The sequence below is a fragment of the Citrobacter sp. CK188 genome (assembly GCF_030333525.1).
Lineage (GTDB): Bacteria > Pseudomonadota > Gammaproteobacteria > Enterobacterales > Enterobacteriaceae > Citrobacter_B > Citrobacter_B koseri.
In genome coordinates this window covers 1-22,617 of record NZ_JAOWFU010000012.1, presented here as the reverse complement: position 1 = coordinate 22,617, position 22,617 = coordinate 1, and the positions used below count along the sequence as shown (strand labels likewise).

The following is a 22,617-nucleotide window of genomic DNA, read 5'->3' as shown; positions in this document are numbered from 1 at the left end:
TGTCATTGCTGGAGAATTTGATGAACCGTTTCATCATTGCCGACGCCAATAAATGCATTGGTTGCCGTACCTGTGAAGTGGCCTGTGTGGTGTCTCATCAGGAAAACCAGGACTGCGCGTCGCTGACCCCTGAAACTTTCTTACCCCGCATCCATGTGATCAAAGGTGTGAATGTCTCCACGGCGACGCTGTGCCGCCAGTGTGAAGACGCGCCGTGCGCCAATGTCTGCCCGAACGGCGCCATCAGCCGTGATAAAGGTTTCGTACATGTGATGCAGGAGCGTTGCATTGGCTGTAAAACCTGCGTGGTCGCTTGCCCATACGGCGCGATGGAAGTGGTTGTGCGTCCGGTGATTCGCAACAGCGGCGCGGGTCTGAACGTCCGGGCGGAAAAAGCGGAGGCCAACAAATGCGACCTTTGCCACCACCGCGAGGCCGGCCCTGCCTGTATGGAAGCCTGTCCGACCCACGCGCTGATTTGCGTCGATCGCAACAAACTTGAACAACTGAGCGCGGAAAAACGTCGCCGTGCGGCGCTGGACTCCTCCGCGTCTTTGCTTTTCTGATTCCTGAAAAACCGCGTAAAATACGGTGGTATTCATGCCGGATGGCGGCCTTGCCTTATCCGGCCTACTGTTCGTATCCCCGTAGGCCTGATAAGCGTAGCGCCATCAGGCAAACCGGGATAGATGACTGCGGGAACGACTTCATGACAATAAACAACCACTCCGGCGTACAGTTGCGTATTCGTGGCAAGGTGCAGGGCGTTGGTTTTCGGCCTTTTGTCTGGCAACTGGCGCAGCGGTTACAACTGCATGGCGACGTGTGTAACGACGGTGACGGTGTGGTTGTGCGCTTACAGGAAGATCCGGCGGAGTTTATTGTGCAGTTACATCAGCATTGCCCGCCGCTGGCCCGTATTGACAGCGTCGAGAGCGAGTCGTTTGCCTGGTCTCAACTGCCTGCCGATTTCTCCATCCGCCAGAGTGCGGGCGGAACGATGAATACGCAAATTGTGCCCGATGCGGCCACATGCCCGGCCTGTCTCGCCGAAATGAATACGCCCGGCGAGCGGCGCTACCGTTACCCTTTTATCAACTGCACCCACTGCGGCCCGCGTTTTACGATCATTCGTGCGATGCCTTACGACCGTCCGTTTACCGTGATGGCATCGTTTCCGTTGTGCAGGAAGTGTGCGACGGAATACCGCGATCCGTACGACCGCCGTTTCCACGCCCAACCTGTTGCCTGCCCGGCCTGCGGCCCGCATCTGGCGTGGCGCTCTGGCAGCGCGCGGGCGGAAAAAGACGCTGCGCTACAGGCTGCCGTCGCGATGTTAAAAGCGGGGGGCATTGTCGCCATCAAAGGTATTGGCGGCTTTCATCTGGCCTGCGATGCGCAAAACGATGAGGCGGTGGCGATGCTGCGGGCGCGTAAACGCCGCCCTGCGAAACCGCTGGCGGTAATGTTGCCGGATGCGGAAGGCTTGCCGGATGCGGCGCGCCGACTGCTGACTACGCCGGCCGCCCCCATCGTGCTGGTGGATAAACAGCATGTCGCGTCGCTGTGCGAGGGGATCGCGCCGGGGCTGGCGGAAGTGGGGGTAATGCTGCCTGCGAATCCGCTCCAGCATCTGCTTTTACAGGCGCTGAATTGTCCGCTGGTGATGACCTCCGGCAACCTTAGCGGTAAACCGCCGGCCATCACTAACCAACAGGCGCTGGACGACCTGAAGGCGATCGCCGACGGTTTTCTGTTGCACAACCGCGATATCGTGCAGCGAATGGATGACTCGGTCGTGCGTGACAGCGGCGAAATGCTACGCCGTTCGCGGGGCTATGTGCCGGATGCGATCGCGCTGCCGCCGGGATTTCGCGATGTGCCGCCGATGCTTTGTCTGGGCGCCGATCTGAAAAATACCTTCTGTCTGGTGCGCGGCGAGCAGGCGGTGGTAAGCCAGCATCTGGGGGATCTCAGCGATGACGGCATTCAAACGCAGTGGCGTGACGCGCTGCGTTTGATTCAGAACATTTACGATTTTACGCCGCAACGCGTTGTCTGCGACGCGCATCCGGGCTACGTCTCCAGCCAGTGGGCCAGCGAGATGACGCTTCCGACCGAAACGGTATTGCACCACCATGCGCATGCGGCGGCATGCATGGTCGAGCACGGCTGGCCGTTGAACGGCGGCGATGTGATTGCCCTGACGCTCGACGGCATCGGTATGGGAGAGGGCGGCGCGCTGTGGGGCGGAGAGTGTTTACGCGTTAATTACCGTGAATGCGAGCATCTTGGCGGCCTGCCCGCCGTCGCGCTGGCGGGCGGCGATCTCGCCGCGAAGCAGCCCTGGCGCAACCTGCTGGCGCAGTGTCTGCGCTTCGTTCCTGACTGGCGGGACTATCCAGAAACGGCTGCGCTGCAACGACAGCAGTGGAACGTGCTGGCGCGGGCCATTGAGCGCGGAATCAACGCCCCGCTGGCGTCGTCGTGCGGACGCCTGTTCGATGCCGTCGCCGCCGCATCAGGCTGCGCGCCTGACACACTCAGTTATGAAGGAGAAGCGGCCTGTGCGCTGGAGGCGCTGGCTTCGCGATGCAATCGCGTTGAACATCCGGTGACGATGCCGGTTAAAAACAACCAGCTGGATTTAGCCACGTTCTGGCGGCAGTGGCTGAACTGGCAGGCCGCTCCCGAGGAGCGGGCGTGGGCCTTTCACGACGCGCTGGCGCATGGGTTCGCCGCGCTGCTGCGTCAGGAAGCGACCGCACGCGGGATCACCACGCTGGTATTCGGCGGCGGCGTGCTGCATAACCGCTTGCTGTGCAGGCGTCTGGCGTTCTGTCTTGCTGATTTTACCTTACTGTTCCCGCAGCGTTTACCAGCCGGGGATGGGGGAGTGTCGTTAGGGCAGGGAGCGATTGCCGCAGCGCGCGAGCTGGCGCAGAAATAAAAAAAAGCCCCGGGACTGGCGGGGCGAAACGTGTCGGGGCATACCGACAAGCAGCAGCGCACTTCCGTGTGCGTGAGGTTAATAAATCAGTGGCAGTATCGCCGGATGGCGACGTACAAACAGGCGCTTCCCGTAGGCCGGATCAGGCGTTTACGCCGCCATCCGGCAAAGATGTTCGAACATTGCCTGATGGCGCTGCGCTTATCAGACCTACGGCGTCATGATTTGCAGGCCAGCCGCCATCCGGCACAATGAACTTACGCGGGCAGCGTTTTCAGCAGCGCAAAGGCCTCCTTCATGCGGTCTTCGCTCACCACAAAGGCGCAAAGCTGACCTTCGGTATTTATGCCTCGGGCGACCATCCCTTCGGACTCCGCCGCAATGTGCCAGTTCAGGTCGCAACGCTGGGTTTCGCCTGCAAGATGTAACGGCAATTCCGGCGTTTTGATTTTCACCAGCATGGCGGGCAGCTTCAGCGGCGCGTTCCCGCCGAGCAGATTTTTCGCCAGATACATGGCGCTTAACTGAATCGGTTGCAGGAAAGGCAGAACCTGGCCGTTAATTTCCGCGCAGTCTCCCAGCGCATAAATATCCGGGTGGCTGGTTTGCAGATAGCTGTCAACGCAGACGCCACGGTTGATGGTCAACCCGGCACGGCGCGCCAGCGCGGTTTCCGGGCGCAGGCCGGTCGCGGCGATGACCGCATCCACCTCTACCTGACGATCGCGATCCAGCGTGGCGCGAATACCGGTAGCGGTTTTCTCCAGACCCTGCAACTGCGATTTCAGCAGCAGATGTACGCCCATATCGGTCAGACGATGCTGCAAACGGCTGCTCACTTCCGGCGGCATCAGCGAGGCCAGAATGCTGGCGGCATTGTCAATCAGCGTGACGGCTTTACCCGCACGGCAGAAATCCATTGCCAGCTCGCTACCAATCAGACCGCCGCCGACGATCAGTACGCGCTGCGCGTCACGCAGTTGCGTTTCACAGGCGCGATACTCCTGCTGGCTGTTCAGTGTGAGCATTAACTCACGTCCGGCAACCGGCGGAACAAAGGCTGATGCCCCTGTCGCCAGTACCAGTTTGTCGAACTGCCATTGCTTGTCCTGGCTTTTTACCACATGGGCGTCGGCATCAATGTCCGTAATCCAGGTGTGTGGGAACAGACGCAGATTAAACTGTTCGGCAAACTCCCCCGCCGACTGGCGGGTGAGGTCGTCGGCACGCTGCGCCTGGCTGATGACGTGACTGAGGTCGGGTTTGTTGTACTCGTCCATACTGTCAGCGGCAATCAGGGTCAGCGCTACGGTCGCGTCCTGTTTACGGATGTTTTTGACTAACTGGCGGGCGGCGAAGCCCGAACCAATAATGACAATTCCCCGGCTCATTTTGCCTCCGTTGCCAACACATCAAAGACGTCTTTACCTAATGAACATTCCGGGCACAGGAAGTTATCCGGTACGTCGCTCCACGGCGTACCCGGCGCGACATCCTGCAACGGCTCACCTTTTGCAGGGTCGTAAATCCACTGGCATACGCTGCACTGCATGCTTGGGCCGAGGTCAGCCGCAGCGGCGGCGGCACAGGCGCACTCTTCTTCCTGGGTTGACGCTTTCACATTTGTTTCCGGCAGCGGAGCGAGCGCCCACTGACGGGCAATATCGCGGCCGTGCTGGCGGCAAAGTTCCAGGGCATCAATATCAGGACGCCATTTCGCTTTCAGACTCAGTGACATCTCGAAGCCGGCATCTTGCAGACGGGTGGACAGACGGTCTACCGCGCCACCGCTCCAGCCGTGGGAACCGAAAGCGCTGGCGCGTTTGTTACGAAAGCGCAGGCCAGTCATCTCTTCAACGAGACCGGCGATTTTCGGCATCATCACGTTGTTCATCGTAGAAGTACCGACCAGCACGCCTTTGGAACGGAACACGTTGGTCAGAATTTCGTTTTTATCGCTGCGTGCGACGTTAAAGATTTTCACCGCCACGTTCGGGTCAACTTCGTTGATGCCTTGCGCAATCGCGTCGGCCATCATGCGGGTGTTGTTGGACATGGTGTCGTAGAAAATGGTGATGCGATCTTCCTGATAATCTGCCGCCCATTTCAGATACAGTTCAACGATCTGGGTTGGGTTGTCGCGCCATACCACGCCGTGAGAGGTGGCAATCATATCTACCGGCAGGTTGAAGCCGAGGATTTCGGTGATTTTTGGCGTGACCAGACGGCTGAATGGCGTCAGGATGTTGGCGTAGTAACGCTGGCACTGCTCGAACAGCTCGGTCTGATCGACTTCATCGTTGAACAGACGTTCGTCACAATAGTGCTGACCAAAGGCGTCGTTACTGAACAGTACCGCGTCGCCCGTCATGTAGGTCATCATGCTGTCCGGCCAGTGCAGCATCGGGGTTTCAACAAAAATCAGCTGCTTGCCGTTGCCGATATCCAGCGTGTCGCCTGTTTTTACGACGTTAAAGTTCCATTCCGGGTGATGGTGGTGACCGGTAATGGAGTCAATGGCGTTTGCGGTGCAGTAGATCGGCGTATCCGGGATTTGCGCCATCAGTTCGGTCAGCGCGCCCGCGTGGTCTTCTTCCGCATGGTTAATAATGATGTAATCAATGTCGGCCAGGTCGATTTCGCTACGCAGGTTTTGCACGAATTCGCGGCTGAATTTATGATCTACGGTATCGATCAGAACATTTTTTTCTTCACGGATGAGATAGCTGTTGTAGCTGCTGCCGCGCAGCGTTTTATATTCGGTCCCGTGAAAATCACGAACTTCCCAGTCACGTTGGCCAACCCAATGAATGTTATTTTTAACCAGAATAGACATAGCAACCTCAGTAAATACAGTTTTTTTAAGAAAGATGTATTGCTAATAGCAGAATGCGTGCCAACTTTTTAACTGATTGATTTTAAATAATTAAAAAATTTATACTCATAAAATGGTAGTCAAAAAGACTATTCAATTAATTGTCAATATGACACTATTGATTGTCAAAATGACAATGAGGTAGCCATGAGCTTTTCAGTTGATGTCCTGGCGGGCATCGCCATTGAATTACAAAGTGGTATCGGGCATCAGGACCGCTTTCAGCGCCTGATCACCACGCTGCGTCAGGTGCTGGAGTGCGATGCGTCGGCGCTGCTGCGCTATGAGGGGCGGCAGTTTATTCCGCTGGCGATCGACGGTCTGGCGCAGGATGTACTGGGCAGGCGCTTCACTCTGGAAGGGCATCCGCGACTGGAAGCCATTGCCCGTGCCGGGGATGTGGTGCGTTTTCCGGCCGACAGCGATCTGCCGGACCCGTATGACGGGCTGATCCCGGATCAGGAGAGCCTGAAGGTACACGCCTGTATCGGGCTGCCGCTGTTCGCCGGGCAAACCCTGATTGGCGCACTCACGCTTGACGGCATGGAACCCGATCAGTTTGATGTTTTCAGCGATGAAGAGCTGCGGCTCATCGCAGCGCTGGCGGCGGGGGCGCTGAGCAATGCGCTGCTTATTGAGCAATTAGAAAGCCAGAATATGTTGCCGGGGTCTTCCGCCTCTTTCGAACAGGTGAAAGAAACGCAGATGATCGGCCTGTCGCCAAATATGATGCAGTTGAAAAAAGAGATTGAGATTGTGGCGGGGTCGGATCTCAACGTGCTGATCAGCGGCGAAACGGGAACCGGGAAAGAGCTGGTGGCGAAAGCGATTCACGAAGGCTCGCCACGGGCGGTGAACCCGCTGGTGTATCTGAACTGCGCCGCGCTGCCGGAAAGCGTGGCGGAGAGCGAGCTTTTCGGCCACGTCAAAGGGGCGTTTACCGGGGCAATCAGCAACCGTAGCGGTAAGTTCGAAATGGCCGATAACGGCACGCTGTTTCTTGATGAGATCGGCGAGCTGTCGCTGGCGTTGCAGGCGAAACTGCTGCGCGTTTTGCAGTATGGCGATATTCAACGCGTCGGGGACGATCGCAGCCTGCGCGTCGACGTACGCGTGCTGGCGGCGACTAACCGCGACTTACGCGAAGAGGTGCTGGCCGGGCGTTTTCGCGCCGACCTGTTCCACCGTTTGAGCGTGTTCCCGCTCTCCGTGCCGCCGCTGCGTGAGCGTGGTGAGGATGTGGTCTTGCTGGCCGGGTATTTTTGCGAACAGTGCCGCCTGCGGCTGGGGCTTTCCCGCGTGGTGCTGAGCCCGGGGGCGCGTAGCCACCTGCTGAGCTATGGCTGGCCGGGGAACGTTCGCGAACTGGAACATGCGATCCACCGTGCGGTGGTTCTGGCAAGAGCGACCCGGGCGGGGGATGAGGTGGTGCTGGAAGCGCAGCATTTTGCCTTACAGGAGGAGGTTTCTCCCGCTCTGCCTGACGACAGTACGCCGACGCTACCGGCAAATCACAATCTGCGCGACGCGACCGAGGCTTTCCAGCGGGAGATGATTCGCCGTGCGTTAGCGCAAAATAACCACAACTGGGCTGCCTGCGCGCGGGCGCTGGAGACAGACGTCGCCAACCTGCATCGGCTGGCGAAGCGTCTGGGGCTGAAAAGTTAGATGATGCCTGCCTGGTAGAAATCTTGCAGGTTGATTGCGCCGGTGAGTTTACCGTTTTCATCCACCACCGGCGCGGCGGTGATCTTGCGCTTCATCAGAAGTTCTTTGGCATCGATGGCGCGGCTCTGCTCCTGCAACGTAATGCCGTTGTGGGTCATCGCTTCGCTGACCGGCGTAGCCAGTGTGCCGCCGCCAACCAGCCAGCGGCGCAGGTCGCCGTCGGTAAAGACGCCTTTTACAACGCGCTGCGCGTCGCATACCGCAACCAGACCTAACCCGGTACGGCTCAGCTCCAGCATGGCGTCCATCACGCTGGTGGTGAGCTGAACCTGCGGCACCGCATCGTCACGGCGCATCAGGTGATGGACTTTGTTGAGCAGACGCGCGCCCAGCGCCCCGGCAGGGTGTGAACGGGCGAAATCCTCTTCATTGAAACCGCGCGCCTGCATCACCGCCATAGCCAGCGCGTCGCCCATCATCAGGGTGTTGACGGTGCTGGAGGTCGGCGCCAGGTGCATCGGGCAGGCTTCACGCTCAACGGAGATATCCAGCACAGCCTTTGCCGCCAGACCCAGCGGGGAGGTCGGCTTTCCGGTCATCGCCAGCAGGGTTATCGATTTATCTTCCAGGCGCGGAATAATGAGATCCAGCTCTTTCGCACCGCCGGAATAGGAGATGAATAGCATCACATCCCGGCTTTCGATCATGCCGAGATCGCCATGTAACGCTTCTGCCGGGTGGACAAAGAACGCGGGCGTTCCTGTACTGGCGAGAGTCGCGGCGATTTTTTTGCCGATATGGCCTGACTTGCCAATACCGGAGACAATCACTTTGCCTTCGCAGTGGAGGATAGTATTGGCGGCACGGACAAAATCATCGCCCAGGCGTTCCGGCAGACGGCTTGCTTCCTGTAACTCCAGCAGTAATGTCTGGCGACCCGCGTTCAGTAATGCATCACTCATTGGTTTCTCCGGTTATGATCACTTCAATCCCTTTTGCTTCCAGCGCCTGACGAAACGCGGGGTCGATACCCGCGTCGGTAACCAGTTTGTCGACGCTTTCCAGACTGCACACAACGTTGGGGCTTTTACGCCCAAATTTTGAGGAGTCCGCCATCAGAATCACTTCGCGCGCGGCATTGCACATCGCTTTGCTGACGGTATAGACCTCATTAAAGGTGGTCACTCCGGCATTGAGATCGATGCCGTCGGTGCCCATGAACAGTTTATCAAAACTGAACTGCTCAAAGGCGTTTTCTGCCAGCTGACCGTGAAATGACGCAGATTTTTTGCGGAATGTGCCGCCGGGCATCAGGATGGTCTGCTCGTTGTCCAGCTCCGAAAGGGCGTTAACAATGTGCAGGCTGTTGGTCATGACGGTGATATTGCTAAAGCGGGTAAGCATCGGCACCATCTGCAACACGGTGCTTCCGGCATCAAGGATGATGGAGTCGCCATCGTGGATAAACTGAACGGCCGCTTGTGCGATCAACGCCTTTTTATGGGTGTTGATCAGCGTTTTGTGATCGATAGGCGGGTCGGATTCATCTTTATTCAACACCACGCCGCCATACGTGCGAATAACGGTTCCGGCATTTTCCAGAATGACCAGGTCTTTGCGAATGGTGGTGCCCGTGGTGTCAAAGTACTGGGCCAACTCCTCAACCGAGCATTTTCCCTGCTTTTGCAGATGCTCCAGAATAGCAGCCTGACGCTGACGTGGTTTCATAGGCGTAATTACCCTGACTGATGTATAAGTTGTGAAATGATAATTTCGCAAGCAATTAGCATTCACAACGAAATTACCCATGTTTCAGTTTAAGCGCTAATGATAGTGCATTCTGTGAGAGCGAATCATGGGGAAAGATCACATCAGGCTGTAATTCATCAAGATGTTTGCCCTGTATTGCGGGAATTTTAACCGGTCGGGCAAAGACGGTGAGACCTTTCATGAATAAGGTATCCGTGACGCGCTGCTGGTCATCCAGAGCGATGGCGACCACCACTCGCGGTTTAAAGCGTCCGCCGGAGCGCCCGACGCCCACTCGCCCTCGTTGGCAAAGTTTGTCAAACGCCCGGTTAAAGCGGGAGATTTGCCAGCCGCCCAGCGCCAGTTGCGCACACCAGGCGATAACGGCGACGGTGATCAGTGCGGAAACCATAATGCGCTCCTTTGATTTTGCCGGATGGCGGCTGCGCCTTATCCGGCCTACATAATATTCGTAGGCCCGGTAAGCGCAGCGCCACCGGGCAATCATACCTCTTAAAACATCACCTGACCGCCGGTCACATTGATGGACTGTCCGGTGCAGTACGACGCCTTCGCGCTGGCGTAAAACAGCAGCATGTCCAGTACGTCCTGATAATCACAGCCGCGTTTTAACGGAACTTTGTCAATGTAATACTGCTCCACTTCGTCCGGCTTGATGCCAAGCTTGGCGGCGTACTGCGGCAGCAGCGACTGGAACATTGGTGATTTCAGCAGGTTGCCAAGCATCAGCGAATGCACGGTAATGCCGTATTCTGCCAGATCCAGCGCCAGCGACTGGGTTAAGCCCACGCCGCCGAACTTCGCCGCGCTATAGCCGGAGTTGTGTTTACTGCCCACTTTCCCGGACTTGGAGTTGATCTGGATAATGCGTCCCTGAATGCCGTCGCGGATCATCAGGCGGGAGAATTCGCGAGCGCAAAGGAAATACCCCACCAGATTCACCTGTAGCGAACGGTCGAAATCGCCGAGCTGGAAGTCGCTGATAAACGCCGCTTTGGCGATGCCCGCGCTGTAGACCAGCAGATCAACCCGGCCAAAAATTTCATCGACTCCGCGAGAGAGCGCCAGAACGCTCTGCTCGCTGGTGGCATCGGCGCCAAAACCGTACGCCATGCCTTCGCCAAACGCGGCGTTAATCTCCTGCGCCACATTTGCGGCTTTATCACTCTGAATATCGACAACGGCGACGCGATAACCAACCTCTGCAAGCCCACGGCAGAGGAAGGCCCCCAGGGTCTGGCCTCCACCAATGACAACGGCAACCTGATTCATTTTTCTCTCCTTAAACCTTTAAGCCACAAACTTCAAAATACAGCCCGGCGCGATGTCGTCCGGTACTGGCCCCGCAACGTGTACGGTGCCGGGAAATTCCGCCTCGTTCAGCCCGTCGAAGCGCAGGGTGATATGCCCCAGTTCACGCAGATTCTGCTCGGCCACGCTGCCCACAGCAGTCACCGGATAGCGATGCTCACCCAGCTGAAACTGTGCGCCGGGTTGCAGCGTGCCGTTCAGCTCGCCGTGGCAGTGGATAAAGCAAAACGCTTCGATATCCGCCGGCGCGCCTTCACGAAAGGTAATCAGCATCCTGTCGCAGAGCGCGTCCGGCGCGCTCTCGCCGATACGGGTGATGGTGGTCTGGTAAATCACGGTCATCTCTGAACCTCTTATTGATAAATAAAGCCGGAAACAAACCAGGCGATGAGAACGGTAGGCGCGCCGGTCAGGAAGCGGCTCACCAGTACGGAAGGCACGCCGACGCGAACGGTGTCCTGGCGGGCCTCTGCCAGCGATAAACCGACCGGAATAAAGTCGCACGCGGCCTGAGCGTTAATCGCGAACAGCGCGGGCAGCGCCAGATGGGGAGGGATATTACCCAGACCAATCTGCACGCCAATCAGCACCCCGATAACCTGGGCGATCACCGCGCCAGGGCCGAGGAAGGGCGACAGCAGCGGGAATGAACAGATGAGCGCCAGCGTGACCAGCCCCAGCGGATGGCTGGCAAGCGGCGCCAGGCCGTGAGCGATCCAGTCGCCGAGACCGGAGGCCATAATGATGCCGATCAGCGCCGAGACGAAGGCCATAAACGGCAGAATGGTTTTCAGCACCGTATCGATGGTGTCGCGCCCGGACTGGAACAGCACCGCTACCGCTGAGCCCATCCCCATACCGACTTTCGCCAAGAGGCCATCGCTCTGTTCGGTGATTTTTTTGCTGGCGTCGTAATCGCGGCCCGCAGGCGAGGCGACAGGCTGCGCGTTTGCAGGCGCCTCGCCGCTCAGCGTGATGTTCTCTTCTTTCACCCCGGAGACGTAAATATCTTCCATGATGTATTGCGCCAGCGGCCCCGACTTCCCGGTAGAGTGGATGTTGATGGTTGGAATGCGCCGCTTCGGGTAAATCCCGCAGCGCAGCGTGCCGCCGCAGTCGATGATCGCCGCGCCGATCTCTTCCTCAGGCGGTTCGCCCTCTTTAAAGCCATCCACCGCCTGCCAGCCTGTTAGTTGCGCCAGTTTGTCGACAATCCCCGGACGCGTCCCGGCGGTGATGTAGACGATTTTCTTTCCGGGTGTTGCATCCAGTTCAAGCGGGCCGCCCCAGCCGCCGGTGCCTTTCTCAATACGAATACGCGTCATGATGTTGCTCCAGCCAGGTGGACTTTCTGCTCAAGTTGAATGCCCATTTTTTTCTCAAAGATGGATGTGGTGAGGTCAGTCACCCAGCCACGGAAGAAGTTGGTGACCAGACCGACCAGCAGATAGCTGACGGCGAGCGGGCCAAGCGGGAGGCCGAGTGTCGTCAGGCCGCTGGCGATGCCCAGGTAAACAAACAGCTCGCCGGGGTTGATGTGCGGGAACAGTCCGTTCATCGAGTGGCAGCTGTAGGAGGCCGCCGCGTAGTAACTGGGCTTGTATTTTTCTGGCATAAAGCGGCCCAGGCTCAGCGTCATCGGGTTACAAAACACAAACGTACCGATGCACGGCAGCAGCAGGTAACGGGATAACGGGTTCCCGGCGCAGCGCTGGGCAAAACGTTCAATACGCTGCTGGCCAATGAAGTTTATTAAGGCATTCATGATGACCAGCAGGCTTATCAAAAGCGGAAGGATGCCGGTCACCATACTGGTGAACACCTCTCCGCCTTTCTGGAACAGCCCGATAAACCACTCCGCACCATGTGTAATGGTTTCGATCATTGTTCTCTCCTGTAGGGTTTGTTGTTATCTTGCCAATTGGTGAGTTATTTTAATCAGATCGAAAGATTTAAAAGTGTTATTTTGATCTCAAAATGAAAGATAAATATTTTAAAGTGAAAGTTTGCGTTTGTTGCGGAGAAAAAAAGCAGGGATGTTACGGGAGAATAGTGCGTATTCTGTGAAGAGCGCTTCCTTGTGCGAAGCGGGATGCTTTACCATACTTCCCCCTGGCTGAATCTGTTTAATGGATGTCTCATGTTCAAGCGTCGTTATGTAGCACTACTTCCTCTCTTTGCGTTGCTTGCTGCCTGTAGCAGCAAACCACAGTCTTCAGAAATTCAAACGACAACGGGAGCGCCGTCCGGCGGTTTCCTGCTTGAGCCACAGCACAATGTCATGGTGATGGGCGGTGATTTCGCCAATAATCCGAACGCGCAGCAGTTCATTGAGAAGATGGTGAACAAGCACGGTTTTAATCGCCAGCAGTTGCAGGAGATCCTGTCGCAGGCGAAGCGCCTGGACTACGTTCTGCGACTGATGGACAGACAGGCGCCGACCACACAACCGCCAGCGGGGCCGAATGGCGCATGGTTGCGCTATCGCAAGCAGTTTATTACCCCGGACAATGTGCAAAACGGCGTGGCGTTCTGGAATCAATATGAGGATGCGTTGAACCGTGCATGGCAGGTTTATGGCGTCCCGCCGGAGATTATCGTCGGCATTATTGGCGTGGAAACCCGCTGGGGCCGCATCATGGGTAAAACGCGAATTCTGGATGCGCTGGCGACGCTGTCGTTTAACTATCCGCGTCGGGCGGAGTATTTCTCCGGCGAGCTGGAAACGTTTCTGCTGATGGCGCGTGATGAACAGGACGACCCGCTGGATCTGAAAGGGTCTTTTGCCGGTGCGATGGGGTACGGACAGTTTATGCCGTCGTCCTATAAGCAGTACGCGGTGGACTTTAACGGCGATGGGCACATCAACCTGTGGGACCCGGTTGATGCCATCGGCAGCGTGGCGAACTATTTCAAAGCCCACGGTTGGGTGAAAGGCGATGTGGTCGCCGTTCCGGCCAACGGTCAGGCGCCAGGGCTGGCGAACGGCTTTAAAACCCAGTACAGCATTGCTCAGCTTGCGGCCGCCGGGCTGACGCCGCAGCAGTCGCTGGGTAATCATCAGCAGGCCAGCCTGCTGCGTCTGGATGTGGGTACGGGCTATCAGTACTGGTACGGGTTGCCGAACTTCTATGCCATCACGCGCTATAACCACAGCACTCACTATGCGATGGCGGTCTGGCAGCTTGGTCAGGCCGTCGCGCTGGCGCGTGTACCTGCGGCGTCGCCGTTTAGTCAGTAGCCGCGGTGTGTTTTCCGGGGGGCTACGCTTACCCGGTCTGGATTACGCTCCCTTTTCCCTGAGAGAAAGGGGAGCGTGCAGCGCCGCTGCTGCGCTATTTCACGTCTGAAACATTTCGCCACACTCCCTTTTTTCCTGGCATTTACATCCGCATCGTATTTCATTATTGTTATGTTATAACATTTTATTGTGGTGCGAATATGTCTGCTTCACTCTTCTCTCTTTCGGCTCTGACTCGCCTGCTGATGGCTATCGCGCTTGTTTTGTTTATCGGACTAGCCGTGCGCTGGGCGGTGGCATTGCCATGATTATCCTGAATCAACTGGTGGCCGGTTACGAGCGACAGCCGGTCACGTCGCCGCTGACCGGCACGCTGGAACGCGGCAGCATGACGGCGATTATCGGCGCTAACGGCTGCGGCAAATCAACGCTGCTGAAAACGCTGGCCGGTTTTCTTCCTCCGGTGAGCGGCGCATTTCGCTGGCGCGGACGCCGCCCGGTAATTGGCTGGCTGGCGCAACGTCACGCGCTGGAGACGCAGTTTCCGCTTACCGTTCAGGACGTGGTGAGCATGGGGTGCTGGCCTGCTATTTCCCTGCTGGGGGGATTTCAACGCAAAACCCGTCTGCGTGTCGCCCACGCTATTGAGCGCGTGGGGCTGGAGGCAATGGCGACGATGACCATTGATGAACTCTCTGGCGGTCAGTTTCAACGCATGCTGTTTGCCCGTGTGCTGGTGCAGGAAGCGCCGCTGGTCATGCTGGATGAACCCTTTACCGGCGTGGATGAGGAGACCTGCAACGTACTGATGGGGCTGATGCTGGAGATGTATCAGCGAGGGCAAACGGTGCTGGCGGTGCTGCACGACAGCGAACGGGTGGCGCGCTATTTTCCGCAGACGTTACGGCTGGATACGGATGTGTCTCACTGGATGACCGAGCGGGTGAGGGTGGCATGATCTGGCATATCTTCTTTCAGCCGTTTATTGAATACGGCTTTATGCGGCGGGCGCTGGTGGTCTGTCTGGCGCTTTCGGTCAGCACGACGGCGCTTGGCGTCTTTTTACTGCTGCGACATATGAGCCTGATGGGAGACGCGCTGTCGCATGCGGTGCTACCCGGCGTGGCGGTGGGCTATCTGCTCAGTGGAATGTCATTGCTGGCAATGAGCATCGGCGGGTTTATCGCCGGGATTACGGTAGCGCTGGTGGCGGGAATGGTGAGTCGCCGTACGCCGCTAAAAGAAGACGCCAGCTTCGCCGGGTTCTACCTGGGATCGCTGGCGCTGGGGGTTACGCTGGTGTCGCTGCGCGGGTCAAATGTCGATCTGCTGCATCTTCTGTTTGGTTCCATTCTGGCGGTCGATCGCGATTCCGCGCTGTTCGTGGCGGGGGTATGCGCATTCACATTGATCATGCTGGCGATTTTCTATCGTGGTCTGGTGAGTGAAGCGTTTGATACCGCATGGTTGCAGGTTAACGCGCGCTGGCTGCCTTCGCTGCTGCACGGGCTGTTTCTCTCGTTGCTGGTGTTGAATCTGGTGGCTGGCTTTCAGGTACTCGGCACGCTGATGGCGGTAGGGCTGATGATGCTTCCTGCCGTTGCGGCCCGCTGCTGGGCGCGCACGTTACCGGGGCTGTTATTGCTCGCCGGCGGCAGCGGCGTCGTCTGTGCATGGCTGGGGCTAAGCCTTTCCTGGGCGGTGAGTTTACCCGCCGGGCCGTCGATTGTACTGACCGCCAGCGCGCTGTTCTTTATTTCCATTTTATTCGGCACGCGCAGCAGGCTGGCTGACAGTCTGCGCGCGCTTTTTTAATGCAAGGGGAAAAGATGAAACGTACAGGGGTAATGATTGCGCTCGCGTTGGGGTTGATGACGCAAGGCGCGCTGGCGAAAACGCTGAATGTGGTGACGAGTTTTTCTATTCTCGGCGACATCACCCAGGAGGTCGGCGGTAAGAATGTCAACGTCACTACGCTGGTTGGGCCGGATGGCGATCCGCATACCTTCGAGCCTTCGCCGAAAGACAGCGCGGCGTTGAGCAAAGCGGATGTGGTGGTAGTGAACGGGCTGGGGCTGGAGGGGTGGCTTGACCGGCTGGTAAAAGCCTCCGGTTTCAAAGGTACGCTGGTGGTGGCTTCCGACGGGGTGAAGACGCATACGCTGGATGAAGACGGCGAAACCGTCACCGATCCGCATGCCTGGAATAGCGCAGCGAACGGCGCGCTGTATGCGCAGAATATTCTTTCCGGGCTGGTCAACGCCGACCCGCAGGATAAAGCCGCGCTGGAGGCTTCCGGCAAACCTTACATCGCACAGCTGACTGAACTGGACGCGTGGGCGAAAGCGCGCTTTAGCCAGATCCCGCAGGAGAAACGCAAGGTGCTGACCAGCCACGACGCCTTCGGTTATTTCGGTCGCGCCTACGGCGTTGAGTTTTTGGCGCCGCAGGGGCTGTCGTCGGAAAGTGAAGCCTCTGCCGCGCAGGTCGCCGCGCTCATTAAGCAGATTAAAGCTGATGGGGTGAACACCTGGTTTATGGAGAATCAGCTCGATCCGCGTCTGGTAAAACAGATCGCCAGCGCGACGGGCGCACAGCCGGGCGGCGAGCTGTATCCTGAAGCCTTGTCGGCAAAAGGCGGCGTGGCGGATAGCTACGTAAAAGCGTTTCGCCACAATGTTGAGACCATCGCCAACAGCATGAAGTAACCGTACGATTGGCCGATGCTTCGCATCGGCTTTTTTCTGAAGCCTCCTCGTAAAATCCGCACCTCGTCCCCATATCTGCTCAGAAAGTGCTATCTTGTGCTGCACGTTTTTCAGGAGCCTTAAGCGATGATGACTGACCATGAATTGATGCAGTTAAGCGAAGTGGTAGGGCTGGCGCTGAAACAGCGCGGCGCAACGTTAACGACAGCGGAGTCCTGCACGGGCGGTTGGGTAGCGAAAGTGATTACCGATATCGCCGGGAGTTCCGCCTGGTTTGAACGCGGTTTTGTTACCTACAGTAATGAAGCGAAAGCGCAAATGATTGGCGTGCGCGAACCGACGCTTGAGCAGCACGGCGCGGTCAGCGAACCGGTGGTGATTGAGATGGCGATTGGCGCGCTCAGAGCGGCCCGCGCGAATTATGCCGTTTCTATCAGCGGTATTGCCGGGCCGGACGGCGGCAGCGACGTGAAGCCCGTCGGCACTGTCTGGTTTGGTTTCGCAACCGCGCAGGGCGAGGGGATCACCCGCCGGGAGTGCTTTAGCGGCGACCGTGACAGCGTGCGTCGCCAGGCGACGGAATATGCGCTCAAAACGCTCTGGCAACAATTTCTACAAAATACTTGATACTGTATGACTGTACAGTATAATCGCACCTAACAGTACAGAACTCACTATCCGGTACAAGCGCAAGCGGACCCCGGCTCATGACAGGAGTAGTTAATGGCTATCGACGAAAACAAACAGAAAGCGTTGGCGGCAGCGCTGGGCCAGATCGAAAAACAATTCGGTAAAGGCTCCATCATGCGCCTGGGTGAAGACCGTTCCATGGATGTGGAAACCATCTCCACCGGTTCGCTTTCTCTGGATATCGCGCTGGGCGCGGGTGGCCTGCCGATGGGGCGTATCGTAGAAATCTACGGGCCGGAATCCTCCGGTAAAACCACCCTGACGCTTCAGGTGATTGCCGCTGCACAGCGTGAAGGCAAAACCTGTGCGTTTATCGACGCCGAACATGCGCTGGACCCTATCTATGCCCGCAAACTGGGCGTCGATATCGACAACCTGCTGTGCTCCCAGCCGGACACCGGCGAGCAGGCGCTGGAAATCTGTGATGCGCTGGCGCGTTCAGGCGCTGTAGACGTTATCGTTGTTGACTCCGTGGCGGCGTTGACGCCGAAAGCGGAAATCGAAGGTGAAATCGGCGACTCTCATATGGGCCTCGCGGCGCGTATGATGAGCCAGGCGATGCGTAAGCTGGCCGGTAACCTGAAACAGTCCAACACCCTGCTGATCTTCATCAACCAGATCCGTATGAAAATTGGCGTTATGTTCGGCAACCCGGAAACCACTACCGGGGGGAACGCGCTGAAATTCTACGCGTCCGTTCGTCTGGATATCCGCCGTATCGGCGCGGTGAAAGAGGGCGAAAACGTCGTGGGTAGCGAAACCCGCGTGAAGGTTGTGAAGAACAAAATCGCCGCGCCGTTTAAACAGGCAGAGTTCCAGATCCTCTACGGCGAAGGCATTAACTTCTATGGCGAACTGGTTGACCTGGGCGTGAAAGAGAAGCTGATCGAGAAAGCCGGTGCATGGTACAGCTATAACGGCGAGAAAATCGGTCAGGGTAAAGCGAATGCCACTGCCTGGCTGAAAGAGAACCCGGCGACCGCCAAAGAGATCGAGAAAAAAGTGCGTGAGCTGCTGCTGAGCAATCAGGACTCGACGCCAGACTTCTCCGTTGATGACAACGGTGAAGGTGTGAAAGAAACCAACGAAGATTTCTAATCGTTGCATTGCCCGGTGGCGGCGCTCTGGCGTTTTATCGGGCTTATACTTTGAAGGGCTGCATATCTTGCGGCCCTTTTTGCATTTCTTTTTCCGAAGGTTTGTTATGAGTGAATCCACACCGCGACGCCCCGCATATAACCGTCTGCTGGATCGCGCGGTACGTATTCTGGCGGTACGCGATCACAGTGAACAGGAACTGCGGCGTAAACTCTCTGCACCGGTTATGGGAAAAAACGGGCCGGAAGAGATCGATGCGGCACCGGAAGACTATGAACGGGTTATCGCCTGGTGCCATGAGCACAACTACCTTGATGATCATCGTTTTGTTTCGCGCTTTATCGCCAGCCGCAGCCGTAAAGGTTATGGCCCGGCACGTATTCGGCAGGAGCTGAATCAAAAAGGCATTGCGCGTGAGGCGATTGAACGCGCGATGCGTGAATGTGAGATTGAGTGGTTGCTTCTTGCACGCGAACAGGCGATCCGAAAATATGGCGAACCCTTACCAGCCGCATTTTCGGAAAAGGTCAAAGTCCAGCGTTTCCTGCTTTATCGTGGCTATCTGATGGAGGATATTCAGGAGATATGGCGAAATTTTGACGATTGACTGCATACGGGATTTTACTTCCCCGTAAAGAAAACTTATCTTATTCCCACTTTTTTCAATTGCCAGCCGGGCAGGGCATATGAGCGCTGAGGCGGGTAATGATATTTCGTTAGCTTGATTTCAGGATAATTATGAGCAAGAGCACCGCTGAGATCCGTCAGGCGTTTCTCGATTTTTTCCACAGTAAGGGACATCAGGTAGTTGCCAGCAGCTCCCTGGTGCCAAACAATGACCCAACTTTGTTGTTTACCAACGCCGGGATGAACCAGTTCAAGGATGTTTTCCTTGGGCTCGACAAGCGTAATTATTCCCGCGCCACCACTTCGCAGCGTTGCGTACGTGCGGGTGGTAAACACAACGATCTGGAAAACGTCGGTTACACTGCACGTCACCACACCTTCTTCGAAATGCTGGGTAACTTCAGCTTCGGCGACTATTTCAAACACGACGCGATTCAGTTTGCGTGGGAACTGCTGACCGGTGAAAACTGGTTTGCCCTGCCAAAAGAGCGTCTGTGGGTGACCGTCTATGAAACTGACGATGAAGCCTACGAGATCTGGGAAAAAGAAGTCGGCATTCCGCGCGAACGTATCATCCGAATTGGTGATAACAAAGGCGCGGCATACGCGTCCGACAACTTCTGGCAGATGGGCGATACAGGGCCGTGCGGTCCATGTACCGAGATCTTCTACGACCACGGCGATCACATCTGGGGCGGCCCTCCGGGAAGCCCGGAAGAAGATGGCGATCGCTATATTGAGATCTGGAACATCGTCTTCATGCAGTTCAACCGTCAGGCTGACGGTACGATGGAACCGCTGCCGAAACCGTCCGTCGATACCGGTATGGGTCTGGAGCGTATTGCCGCTGTATTGCAACACGTTAACTCCAACTATGAAATTGACCTGTTCCGCACGTTGATTGAAGCCGTTGCGAAGGTGACTGGCGCGACCGACCTGAGCAACAAGTCGCTGCGCGTGATTGCCGACCACATCCGTTCCTGCGCCTTCCTGATCGCCGACGGCGTGGTTCCGTCGAATGAAAACCGTGGCTATGTGCTGCGCCGTATCATTCGTCGTGCGGTTCGTCATGGCAACATGCTGGGCGCGAAAGAGACCTTCTTCTACAAGCTGGTTGGGCCGCTGATTGACGTTATGGGCTCTGCCGGTGAAGAGCTGAAGCGCCAGCAGGCGCAGGTTGAGCAGGTTCTGAAAACGGAAGAAGAGCAGTTTGCCCGTACGCTGGAACGTGGTCTGGCGCTGCTGGACGAAGAGCTGGCGAAGCTTTCCGGCGACACGCTGGATGGCGAAACCGCTTTCCGTCTGTATGACACCTACGGCTTCCCGGTTGACCTGACGGCGGACGTTTGCCGCGAGCGCAACATCAAAGTTGATGAAGCGGGATTTGAAGCCGCGATGGAAGAACAGCGTCGTCGCGCGCGTGAGGCCAGCGGTTTTGGCGCAGACTATAACGCGATGATCCGCGTTGACGGCGCGTCAGAATTTAAAGGTTATGACCATCTGGAACTGAACGGTAAAGTGACCGCGCTGTTTGTGGATGGTAAAGCGGTAGATGCGATTAGCGCGGGTCAGGAAGCCGTTGTCGTACTGGATCAGACGCCGTTCTATGCGGAATCCGGCGGTCAGGTTGGCGATAAAGGCGAACTGAAAGGCGCAGGATTCGCGTTTGCGGTTAGCGATACGCAAAAATATGGCCAGGCGATTGGACATATCGGTACGCTTTCGACCGGTTCCCTGAAAGTGGGCGATGCGGTGCAGGCTGATGTGGATGACGCTCGCCGGGCGCGTATTCGCCTGAACCACTCTGCGACGCACCTGATGCACGCGGCGCTGCGCCAGATTCTGGGCACGCACGTAGCGCAGAAAGGCTCGCTGGTTAACGACAAAGTCCTGCGTTTCGACTTCTCGCATAATGAAGCGATGAAACCGTCTGAAATCCGTGCGGTGGAAGATCTGGTGAATGCGCAAATCCGTCGCAACCTGCCGGTCGAAACCAACATCATGGACCTTGAAGCGGCGAAAGCCAAAGGCGCGATGGCGCTGTTTGGCGAGAAGTATGACGATCGCGTTCGTGTGCTGAGCATGGGCGATTTCTCCACCGAACTGTGTGGCGGTACGCACGCCAGCCGTACGGGGGATATCGGTCTGTTCCGCATCGTTTCTGAATCTGGTACTGCGGCAGGCGTTCGTCGTATTGAAGCGGTTACGGGCGAAGGCGCGATTGCTACGCTGCACGCTGAAAGCGATCGCTTAAGCGATATCGCACAGCTGCTGAAGGGCGACAGCCAGAATCTGGGCGAAAAAGTCCGTTCTGTACTGGAACGTACGCGTCAGCTTGAAAAAGAGTTGCAGCAGTTGAAAGAACAGGCTGCCGCGCAGGAAAGTGCGAACCTTTCCAGCAAAGCGGTTGATATCAACGGCGTGAAGCTGCTGGTTAGCGAGCTTGCGGGCGTTGAGCCAAAAATGCTGCGTACGATGGTTGATGATCTGAAAAATCAACTGGGTTCTACCGTTATCGTTCTTGCAACGGTAGCGGAAGGTAAGGTTTCTCTGATTGCGGGCGTGTCGAAGGATGTGACCGACCGCGTGAAAGCAGGGGAGCTGGTCGGCATGGTCGCTCAGCAGGTGGGCGGCAAGGGCGGCGGACGTCCAGACATGGCGCAAGCCGGTGGTACGGATGCGGCTGCTCTGCCAGCAGCGTTAGCCAGTGTGAAAGGCTGGGTTAGCGCAAAACTGTAATAACTATAAGCGTTATCTAACGCCGCAGGCCCCGGTCTGCGGCGTTTGCATCAACGTTATTGACAACGATAAAGTCAGGTTGAAGTTGTGTATATCGGCTAAACTTAGGTTTAACAGAATGTGATGCCGTGACTGCTTACACTTTACGTGTTTGTCATCGCTTACTTTTTGGCGTTATATGATGGATAATGCCGGGATACAGAGAGACCCGACTCTTTTAATCTTTCAAGGAGCAAAGAATGCTGATTCTGACTCGTCGAGTTGGTGAGACCCTCATGATTGGAGATGAGGTCACCGTGACAGTTTTAGGGGTAAAGGGCAACCAGGTGCGCATTGGCGTAAACGCCCCGAAAGAAGTCTCTGTCCATCGTGAGGAGATCTACCAGCGTATCCAGGCTGAAAAATCCCAGCAGTCCAGTTACTAAGGTTTTCGCGTCTCATCTCTTCCGATGAGGCGCAACCTGCTCCTCGCTTCCTTTCTCTTTTTCATTTTTCTTCACTCTTTTTCCGTATCGCTTCCGGTGCCGGCAGGCTCTTTCCTGGTTATTCTGTTTTTCTGCCTGCGCTCAGGCGGTGTAACACGCCGATTTATCTGTTGATAAAACACCCTTTTTGCCGTTTTTGCAGACTAATTGAGCGTGAAGTGTGCAAACGATAAAAGCGTGGGAAAAATTGTTTGACTTATAAGTCCCAGAAAGTAATATGTGCGCCACGCAGCGACGATGAGCAGAAACAAGTTCTTCGAAGCACTCGTAAGAGGCGCGTGGTGAGGTGGCCGAGAGGCTGAAGGCGCTCCCCTGCTAAGGGAGTATGCGGTCAAAAGCTGCATCCGGGGTTCGAATCCCCGCCTCACCGCCATTTGCATCCGTAGCTCAGCTGGATAGAGTACTCGGCTACGAACCGAGCGGTCGGAGGTTCGAATCCTCCCGGATGCACCATC

At 56.8% G+C, this 22,617-nt stretch carries 21 protein-coding genes and 2 tRNA genes; 14 read left to right on the top strand and 9 right to left on the bottom strand.

The genetic code is table 11. From position 1 onward, the window contains the following. Positions 1-20: 20 nt before the first annotated feature. Positions 21-566, top strand: a complete 546-nt coding sequence (gene hydN, locus OGV67_RS02020; RefSeq protein ID WP_024130889.1) for an electron transport protein HydN — start codon at positions 21-23, stop codon at positions 564-566. Positions 567-709: 143 nt separating this feature from the next. Beyond that, a complete protein-coding gene (gene hypF / locus OGV67_RS02015) occupies positions 710-2,950 on the top strand; it encodes a carbamoyltransferase HypF (RefSeq protein ID WP_115615319.1) in 2,241 nt (746 codons plus the stop codon). Between the two features lie 257 nt (positions 2,951-3,207). Here hypF and norW read toward each other — a convergent pair whose 3' ends face one another. Both norW and norV read right to left on the bottom strand, forming a co-directional pair. Continuing rightward, positions 3,208-4,341 carry an NADH:flavorubredoxin reductase NorW gene (gene norW / locus OGV67_RS02010; protein WP_012134821.1) on the bottom strand — a complete coding sequence of 378 codons (1,134 nt, stop codon included), beginning with the start codon at positions 4,339-4,341 and terminating at the stop codon, positions 3,208-3,210. Next, positions 4,338-5,786 carry an anaerobic nitric oxide reductase flavorubredoxin gene (norV, locus tag OGV67_RS02005; RefSeq protein WP_115614487.1) on the bottom strand — a complete coding sequence of 483 codons (1,449 nt, stop codon included), beginning with the start codon at positions 5,784-5,786 and terminating at the stop codon, positions 4,338-4,340. Before norV ends, norW begins: the two co-directional genes overlap by 4 nt. Positions 5,787-5,972: 186 nt before the next feature. On the opposite strand from norV, the gene norR reads away from it, so the two are divergent. Continuing rightward, positions 5,973-7,493 (top strand): nitric oxide reductase transcriptional regulator NorR, encoded by a 1,521-nt coding sequence (gene norR, locus OGV67_RS02000; protein WP_012134819.1) that lies wholly within the window; start codon positions 5,973-5,975, stop codon positions 7,491-7,493. On the opposite strand, the gene gutQ is transcribed toward norR, so the two are convergent. The 7 genes from gutQ to srlA all read right to left on the bottom strand — a co-directional run bounded on the left by gutQ (position 7,490) and on the right by srlA (position 12,459). After that, the gene (gene gutQ, locus OGV67_RS01995; RefSeq protein WP_012134818.1) at positions 7,490-8,455 is read right to left on the bottom strand and encodes an arabinose-5-phosphate isomerase GutQ; all 966 of its coding nucleotides are present in this window, start codon (positions 8,453-8,455) and stop codon (positions 7,490-7,492) included. The two genes, norR and gutQ, sit on opposite strands and share 4 nt — an antisense overlap. After that, positions 8,448-9,221: a glucitol operon DNA-binding transcriptional repressor SrlR gene (gene srlR / locus OGV67_RS01990; RefSeq protein ID WP_012134817.1), complete on the bottom strand. Its 774-nt coding sequence runs from the start codon at positions 9,219-9,221 to the stop codon at positions 8,448-8,450. Before srlR ends, gutQ begins: the two co-directional genes overlap by 8 nt. Before the next feature lie 73 nt (positions 9,222-9,294). Continuing rightward, complete coding sequence (gene gutM / locus OGV67_RS01985) at positions 9,295-9,654, bottom strand: transcriptional regulator GutM (protein ID WP_012134816.1); 360 nt, start codon at positions 9,652-9,654, stop codon at positions 9,295-9,297. 101 nt (positions 9,655-9,755) lie between these two features. Further along, positions 9,756-10,535, bottom strand: coding sequence for a sorbitol-6-phosphate dehydrogenase (gene srlD, locus OGV67_RS01980; RefSeq protein ID WP_012134815.1), 780 nt, complete (start codon positions 10,533-10,535; stop codon positions 9,756-9,758). An 18-nt stretch (positions 10,536-10,553) separates the two neighbouring features. Beyond that, positions 10,554-10,916 carry a PTS glucitol/sorbitol transporter subunit IIA gene (gene srlB / locus OGV67_RS01975; RefSeq protein ID WP_012134814.1) on the bottom strand — a complete coding sequence of 121 codons (363 nt, stop codon included), beginning with the start codon at positions 10,914-10,916 and terminating at the stop codon, positions 10,554-10,556. Between the two features lie 11 nt (positions 10,917-10,927). Next, entirely contained in the window at positions 10,928-11,899 is a 972-nt protein-coding gene (gene srlE, locus OGV67_RS01970; protein ID WP_012134813.1) for a PTS glucitol/sorbitol transporter subunit IIB, read from the bottom strand. Next, the gene (gene srlA, locus OGV67_RS01965; protein WP_012134812.1) at positions 11,896-12,459 is read right to left on the bottom strand and encodes a PTS glucitol/sorbitol transporter subunit IIC; all 564 of its coding nucleotides are present in this window, start codon (positions 12,457-12,459) and stop codon (positions 11,896-11,898) included. The genes srlE and srlA overlap by 4 nt, the downstream gene beginning before the upstream one ends. A gap of 255 nt (positions 12,460-12,714) precedes the next feature. On the opposite strand from srlA, the gene mltB reads away from it, so the two are divergent. From mltB to OGV67_RS01910, 11 genes are all read left to right on the top strand, one after another. After that, a complete protein-coding gene (gene mltB / locus OGV67_RS01960; RefSeq protein WP_071257942.1) occupies positions 12,715-13,815 on the top strand; it encodes a lytic murein transglycosylase B in 1,101 nt (366 codons plus the stop codon). 304 nt (positions 13,816-14,119) lie between these two features. Beyond that, complete coding sequence (locus OGV67_RS01955; protein WP_071257943.1) at positions 14,120-14,773, top strand: metal ABC transporter ATP-binding protein; 654 nt, start codon at positions 14,120-14,122, stop codon at positions 14,771-14,773. Then, complete coding sequence (locus OGV67_RS01950) at positions 14,770-15,630, top strand: metal ABC transporter permease (RefSeq protein WP_286464857.1); 861 nt, start codon at positions 14,770-14,772, stop codon at positions 15,628-15,630. The genes OGV67_RS01955 and OGV67_RS01950 overlap by 4 nt, the downstream gene beginning before the upstream one ends. Positions 15,631-15,644: 14 nt before the next feature. Continuing rightward, on the top strand, positions 15,645-16,523 hold the full coding sequence (locus tag OGV67_RS01945; RefSeq protein WP_024130887.1) for a metal ABC transporter substrate-binding protein: 879 nt from the start codon (positions 15,645-15,647) through the stop codon (positions 16,521-16,523). A gap of 129 nt (positions 16,524-16,652) precedes the next feature. After that, positions 16,653-17,150, top strand: coding sequence for a nicotinamide-nucleotide amidase (pncC, locus tag OGV67_RS01940; protein ID WP_115615320.1), 498 nt, complete (start codon positions 16,653-16,655; stop codon positions 17,148-17,150). Positions 17,151-17,246: 96 nt separating this feature from the next. Further along, positions 17,247-18,311, top strand: a complete 1,065-nt coding sequence (gene recA / locus OGV67_RS01935) for a recombinase RecA (protein WP_012134806.1) — start codon at positions 17,247-17,249, stop codon at positions 18,309-18,311. Positions 18,312-18,417: 106 nt separating this feature from the next. Further along, positions 18,418-18,918, top strand: a complete 501-nt coding sequence (gene recX / locus OGV67_RS01930) for a recombination regulator RecX (RefSeq protein ID WP_047461718.1) — start codon at positions 18,418-18,420, stop codon at positions 18,916-18,918. A gap of 131 nt (positions 18,919-19,049) precedes the next feature. After that, positions 19,050-21,677, top strand: a complete 2,628-nt coding sequence (gene alaS / locus OGV67_RS01925; RefSeq protein WP_047461723.1) for an alanine--tRNA ligase — start codon at positions 19,050-19,052, stop codon at positions 21,675-21,677. Positions 21,678-21,916: 239 nt separating this feature from the next. Further along, positions 21,917-22,102 carry a carbon storage regulator CsrA gene (gene csrA, locus OGV67_RS01920; RefSeq protein ID WP_000906486.1) on the top strand — a complete coding sequence of 62 codons (186 nt, stop codon included), beginning with the start codon at positions 21,917-21,919 and terminating at the stop codon, positions 22,100-22,102. A 340-nt stretch (positions 22,103-22,442) separates the two neighbouring features. Then, positions 22,443-22,535: transfer RNA gene (locus OGV67_RS01915), tRNA-Ser, on the top strand. 3 nt (positions 22,536-22,538) lie between these two features. Continuing rightward, positions 22,539-22,615 (top strand) — tRNA-Arg (locus tag OGV67_RS01910). Positions 22,616-22,617: the final 2 nt, after the last annotated feature.

Bases quoted from the DNA above. Each gene is read 5' to 3' on its own strand.
- srlB (WP_012134814.1), bottom strand. From the start codon at position 10,916: ATGACCGTGATTTACCAGACCACCATCACCCGTATCGGCGAGAGCGCG.
- csrA (WP_000906486.1), top strand. From the start codon at position 21,917: ATGCTGATTCTGACTCGTCGAGTTGGTGAGACCCTCATGATTGGAGAT.
- hydN (WP_024130889.1), top strand. From the start codon at position 21: ATGAACCGTTTCATCATTGCCGACGCCAATAAATGCATTGGTTGCCGT.
- norW (WP_012134821.1), bottom strand. From the start codon at position 4,341: ATGAGCCGGGGAATTGTCATTATTGGTTCGGGCTTCGCCGCCCGCCAG.
- OGV67_RS01950 (WP_286464857.1), top strand. From the start codon at position 14,770: ATGATCTGGCATATCTTCTTTCAGCCGTTTATTGAATACGGCTTTATG.
- srlR (WP_012134817.1), bottom strand. From the start codon at position 9,221: ATGAAACCACGTCAGCGTCAGGCTGCTATTCTGGAGCATCTGCAAAAG.
- norV (WP_115614487.1), bottom strand. From the start codon at position 5,786: ATGTCTATTCTGGTTAAAAATAACATTCATTGGGTTGGCCAACGTGAC.
- hypF (WP_115615319.1), top strand. From the start codon at position 710: ATGACAATAAACAACCACTCCGGCGTACAGTTGCGTATTCGTGGCAAG.
- gutM (WP_012134816.1), bottom strand. From the start codon at position 9,654: ATGGTTTCCGCACTGATCACCGTCGCCGTTATCGCCTGGTGTGCGCAA.
- alaS (WP_047461723.1), top strand. From the start codon at position 19,050: ATGAGCAAGAGCACCGCTGAGATCCGTCAGGCGTTTCTCGATTTTTTC.
- norR (WP_012134819.1), top strand. From the start codon at position 5,973: ATGAGCTTTTCAGTTGATGTCCTGGCGGGCATCGCCATTGAATTACAA.
- srlA (WP_012134812.1), bottom strand. From the start codon at position 12,459: ATGATCGAAACCATTACACATGGTGCGGAGTGGTTTATCGGGCTGTTC.
- pncC (WP_115615320.1), top strand. From the start codon at position 16,653: ATGACTGACCATGAATTGATGCAGTTAAGCGAAGTGGTAGGGCTGGCG.
- OGV67_RS01955 (WP_071257943.1), top strand. From the start codon at position 14,120: ATGATTATCCTGAATCAACTGGTGGCCGGTTACGAGCGACAGCCGGTC.
- OGV67_RS01945 (WP_024130887.1), top strand. From the start codon at position 15,645: ATGAAACGTACAGGGGTAATGATTGCGCTCGCGTTGGGGTTGATGACG.
- gutQ (WP_012134818.1), bottom strand. From the start codon at position 8,455: ATGAGTGATGCATTACTGAACGCGGGTCGCCAGACATTACTGCTGGAG.
- srlD (WP_012134815.1), bottom strand. From the start codon at position 10,535: ATGAATCAGGTTGCCGTTGTCATTGGTGGAGGCCAGACCCTGGGGGCC.
- recX (WP_047461718.1), top strand. From the start codon at position 18,418: ATGAGTGAATCCACACCGCGACGCCCCGCATATAACCGTCTGCTGGAT.
- recA (WP_012134806.1), top strand. From the start codon at position 17,247: ATGGCTATCGACGAAAACAAACAGAAAGCGTTGGCGGCAGCGCTGGGC.
- mltB (WP_071257942.1), top strand. From the start codon at position 12,715: ATGTTCAAGCGTCGTTATGTAGCACTACTTCCTCTCTTTGCGTTGCTT.
- srlE (WP_012134813.1), bottom strand. From the start codon at position 11,899: ATGACGCGTATTCGTATTGAGAAAGGCACCGGCGGCTGGGGCGGCCCG.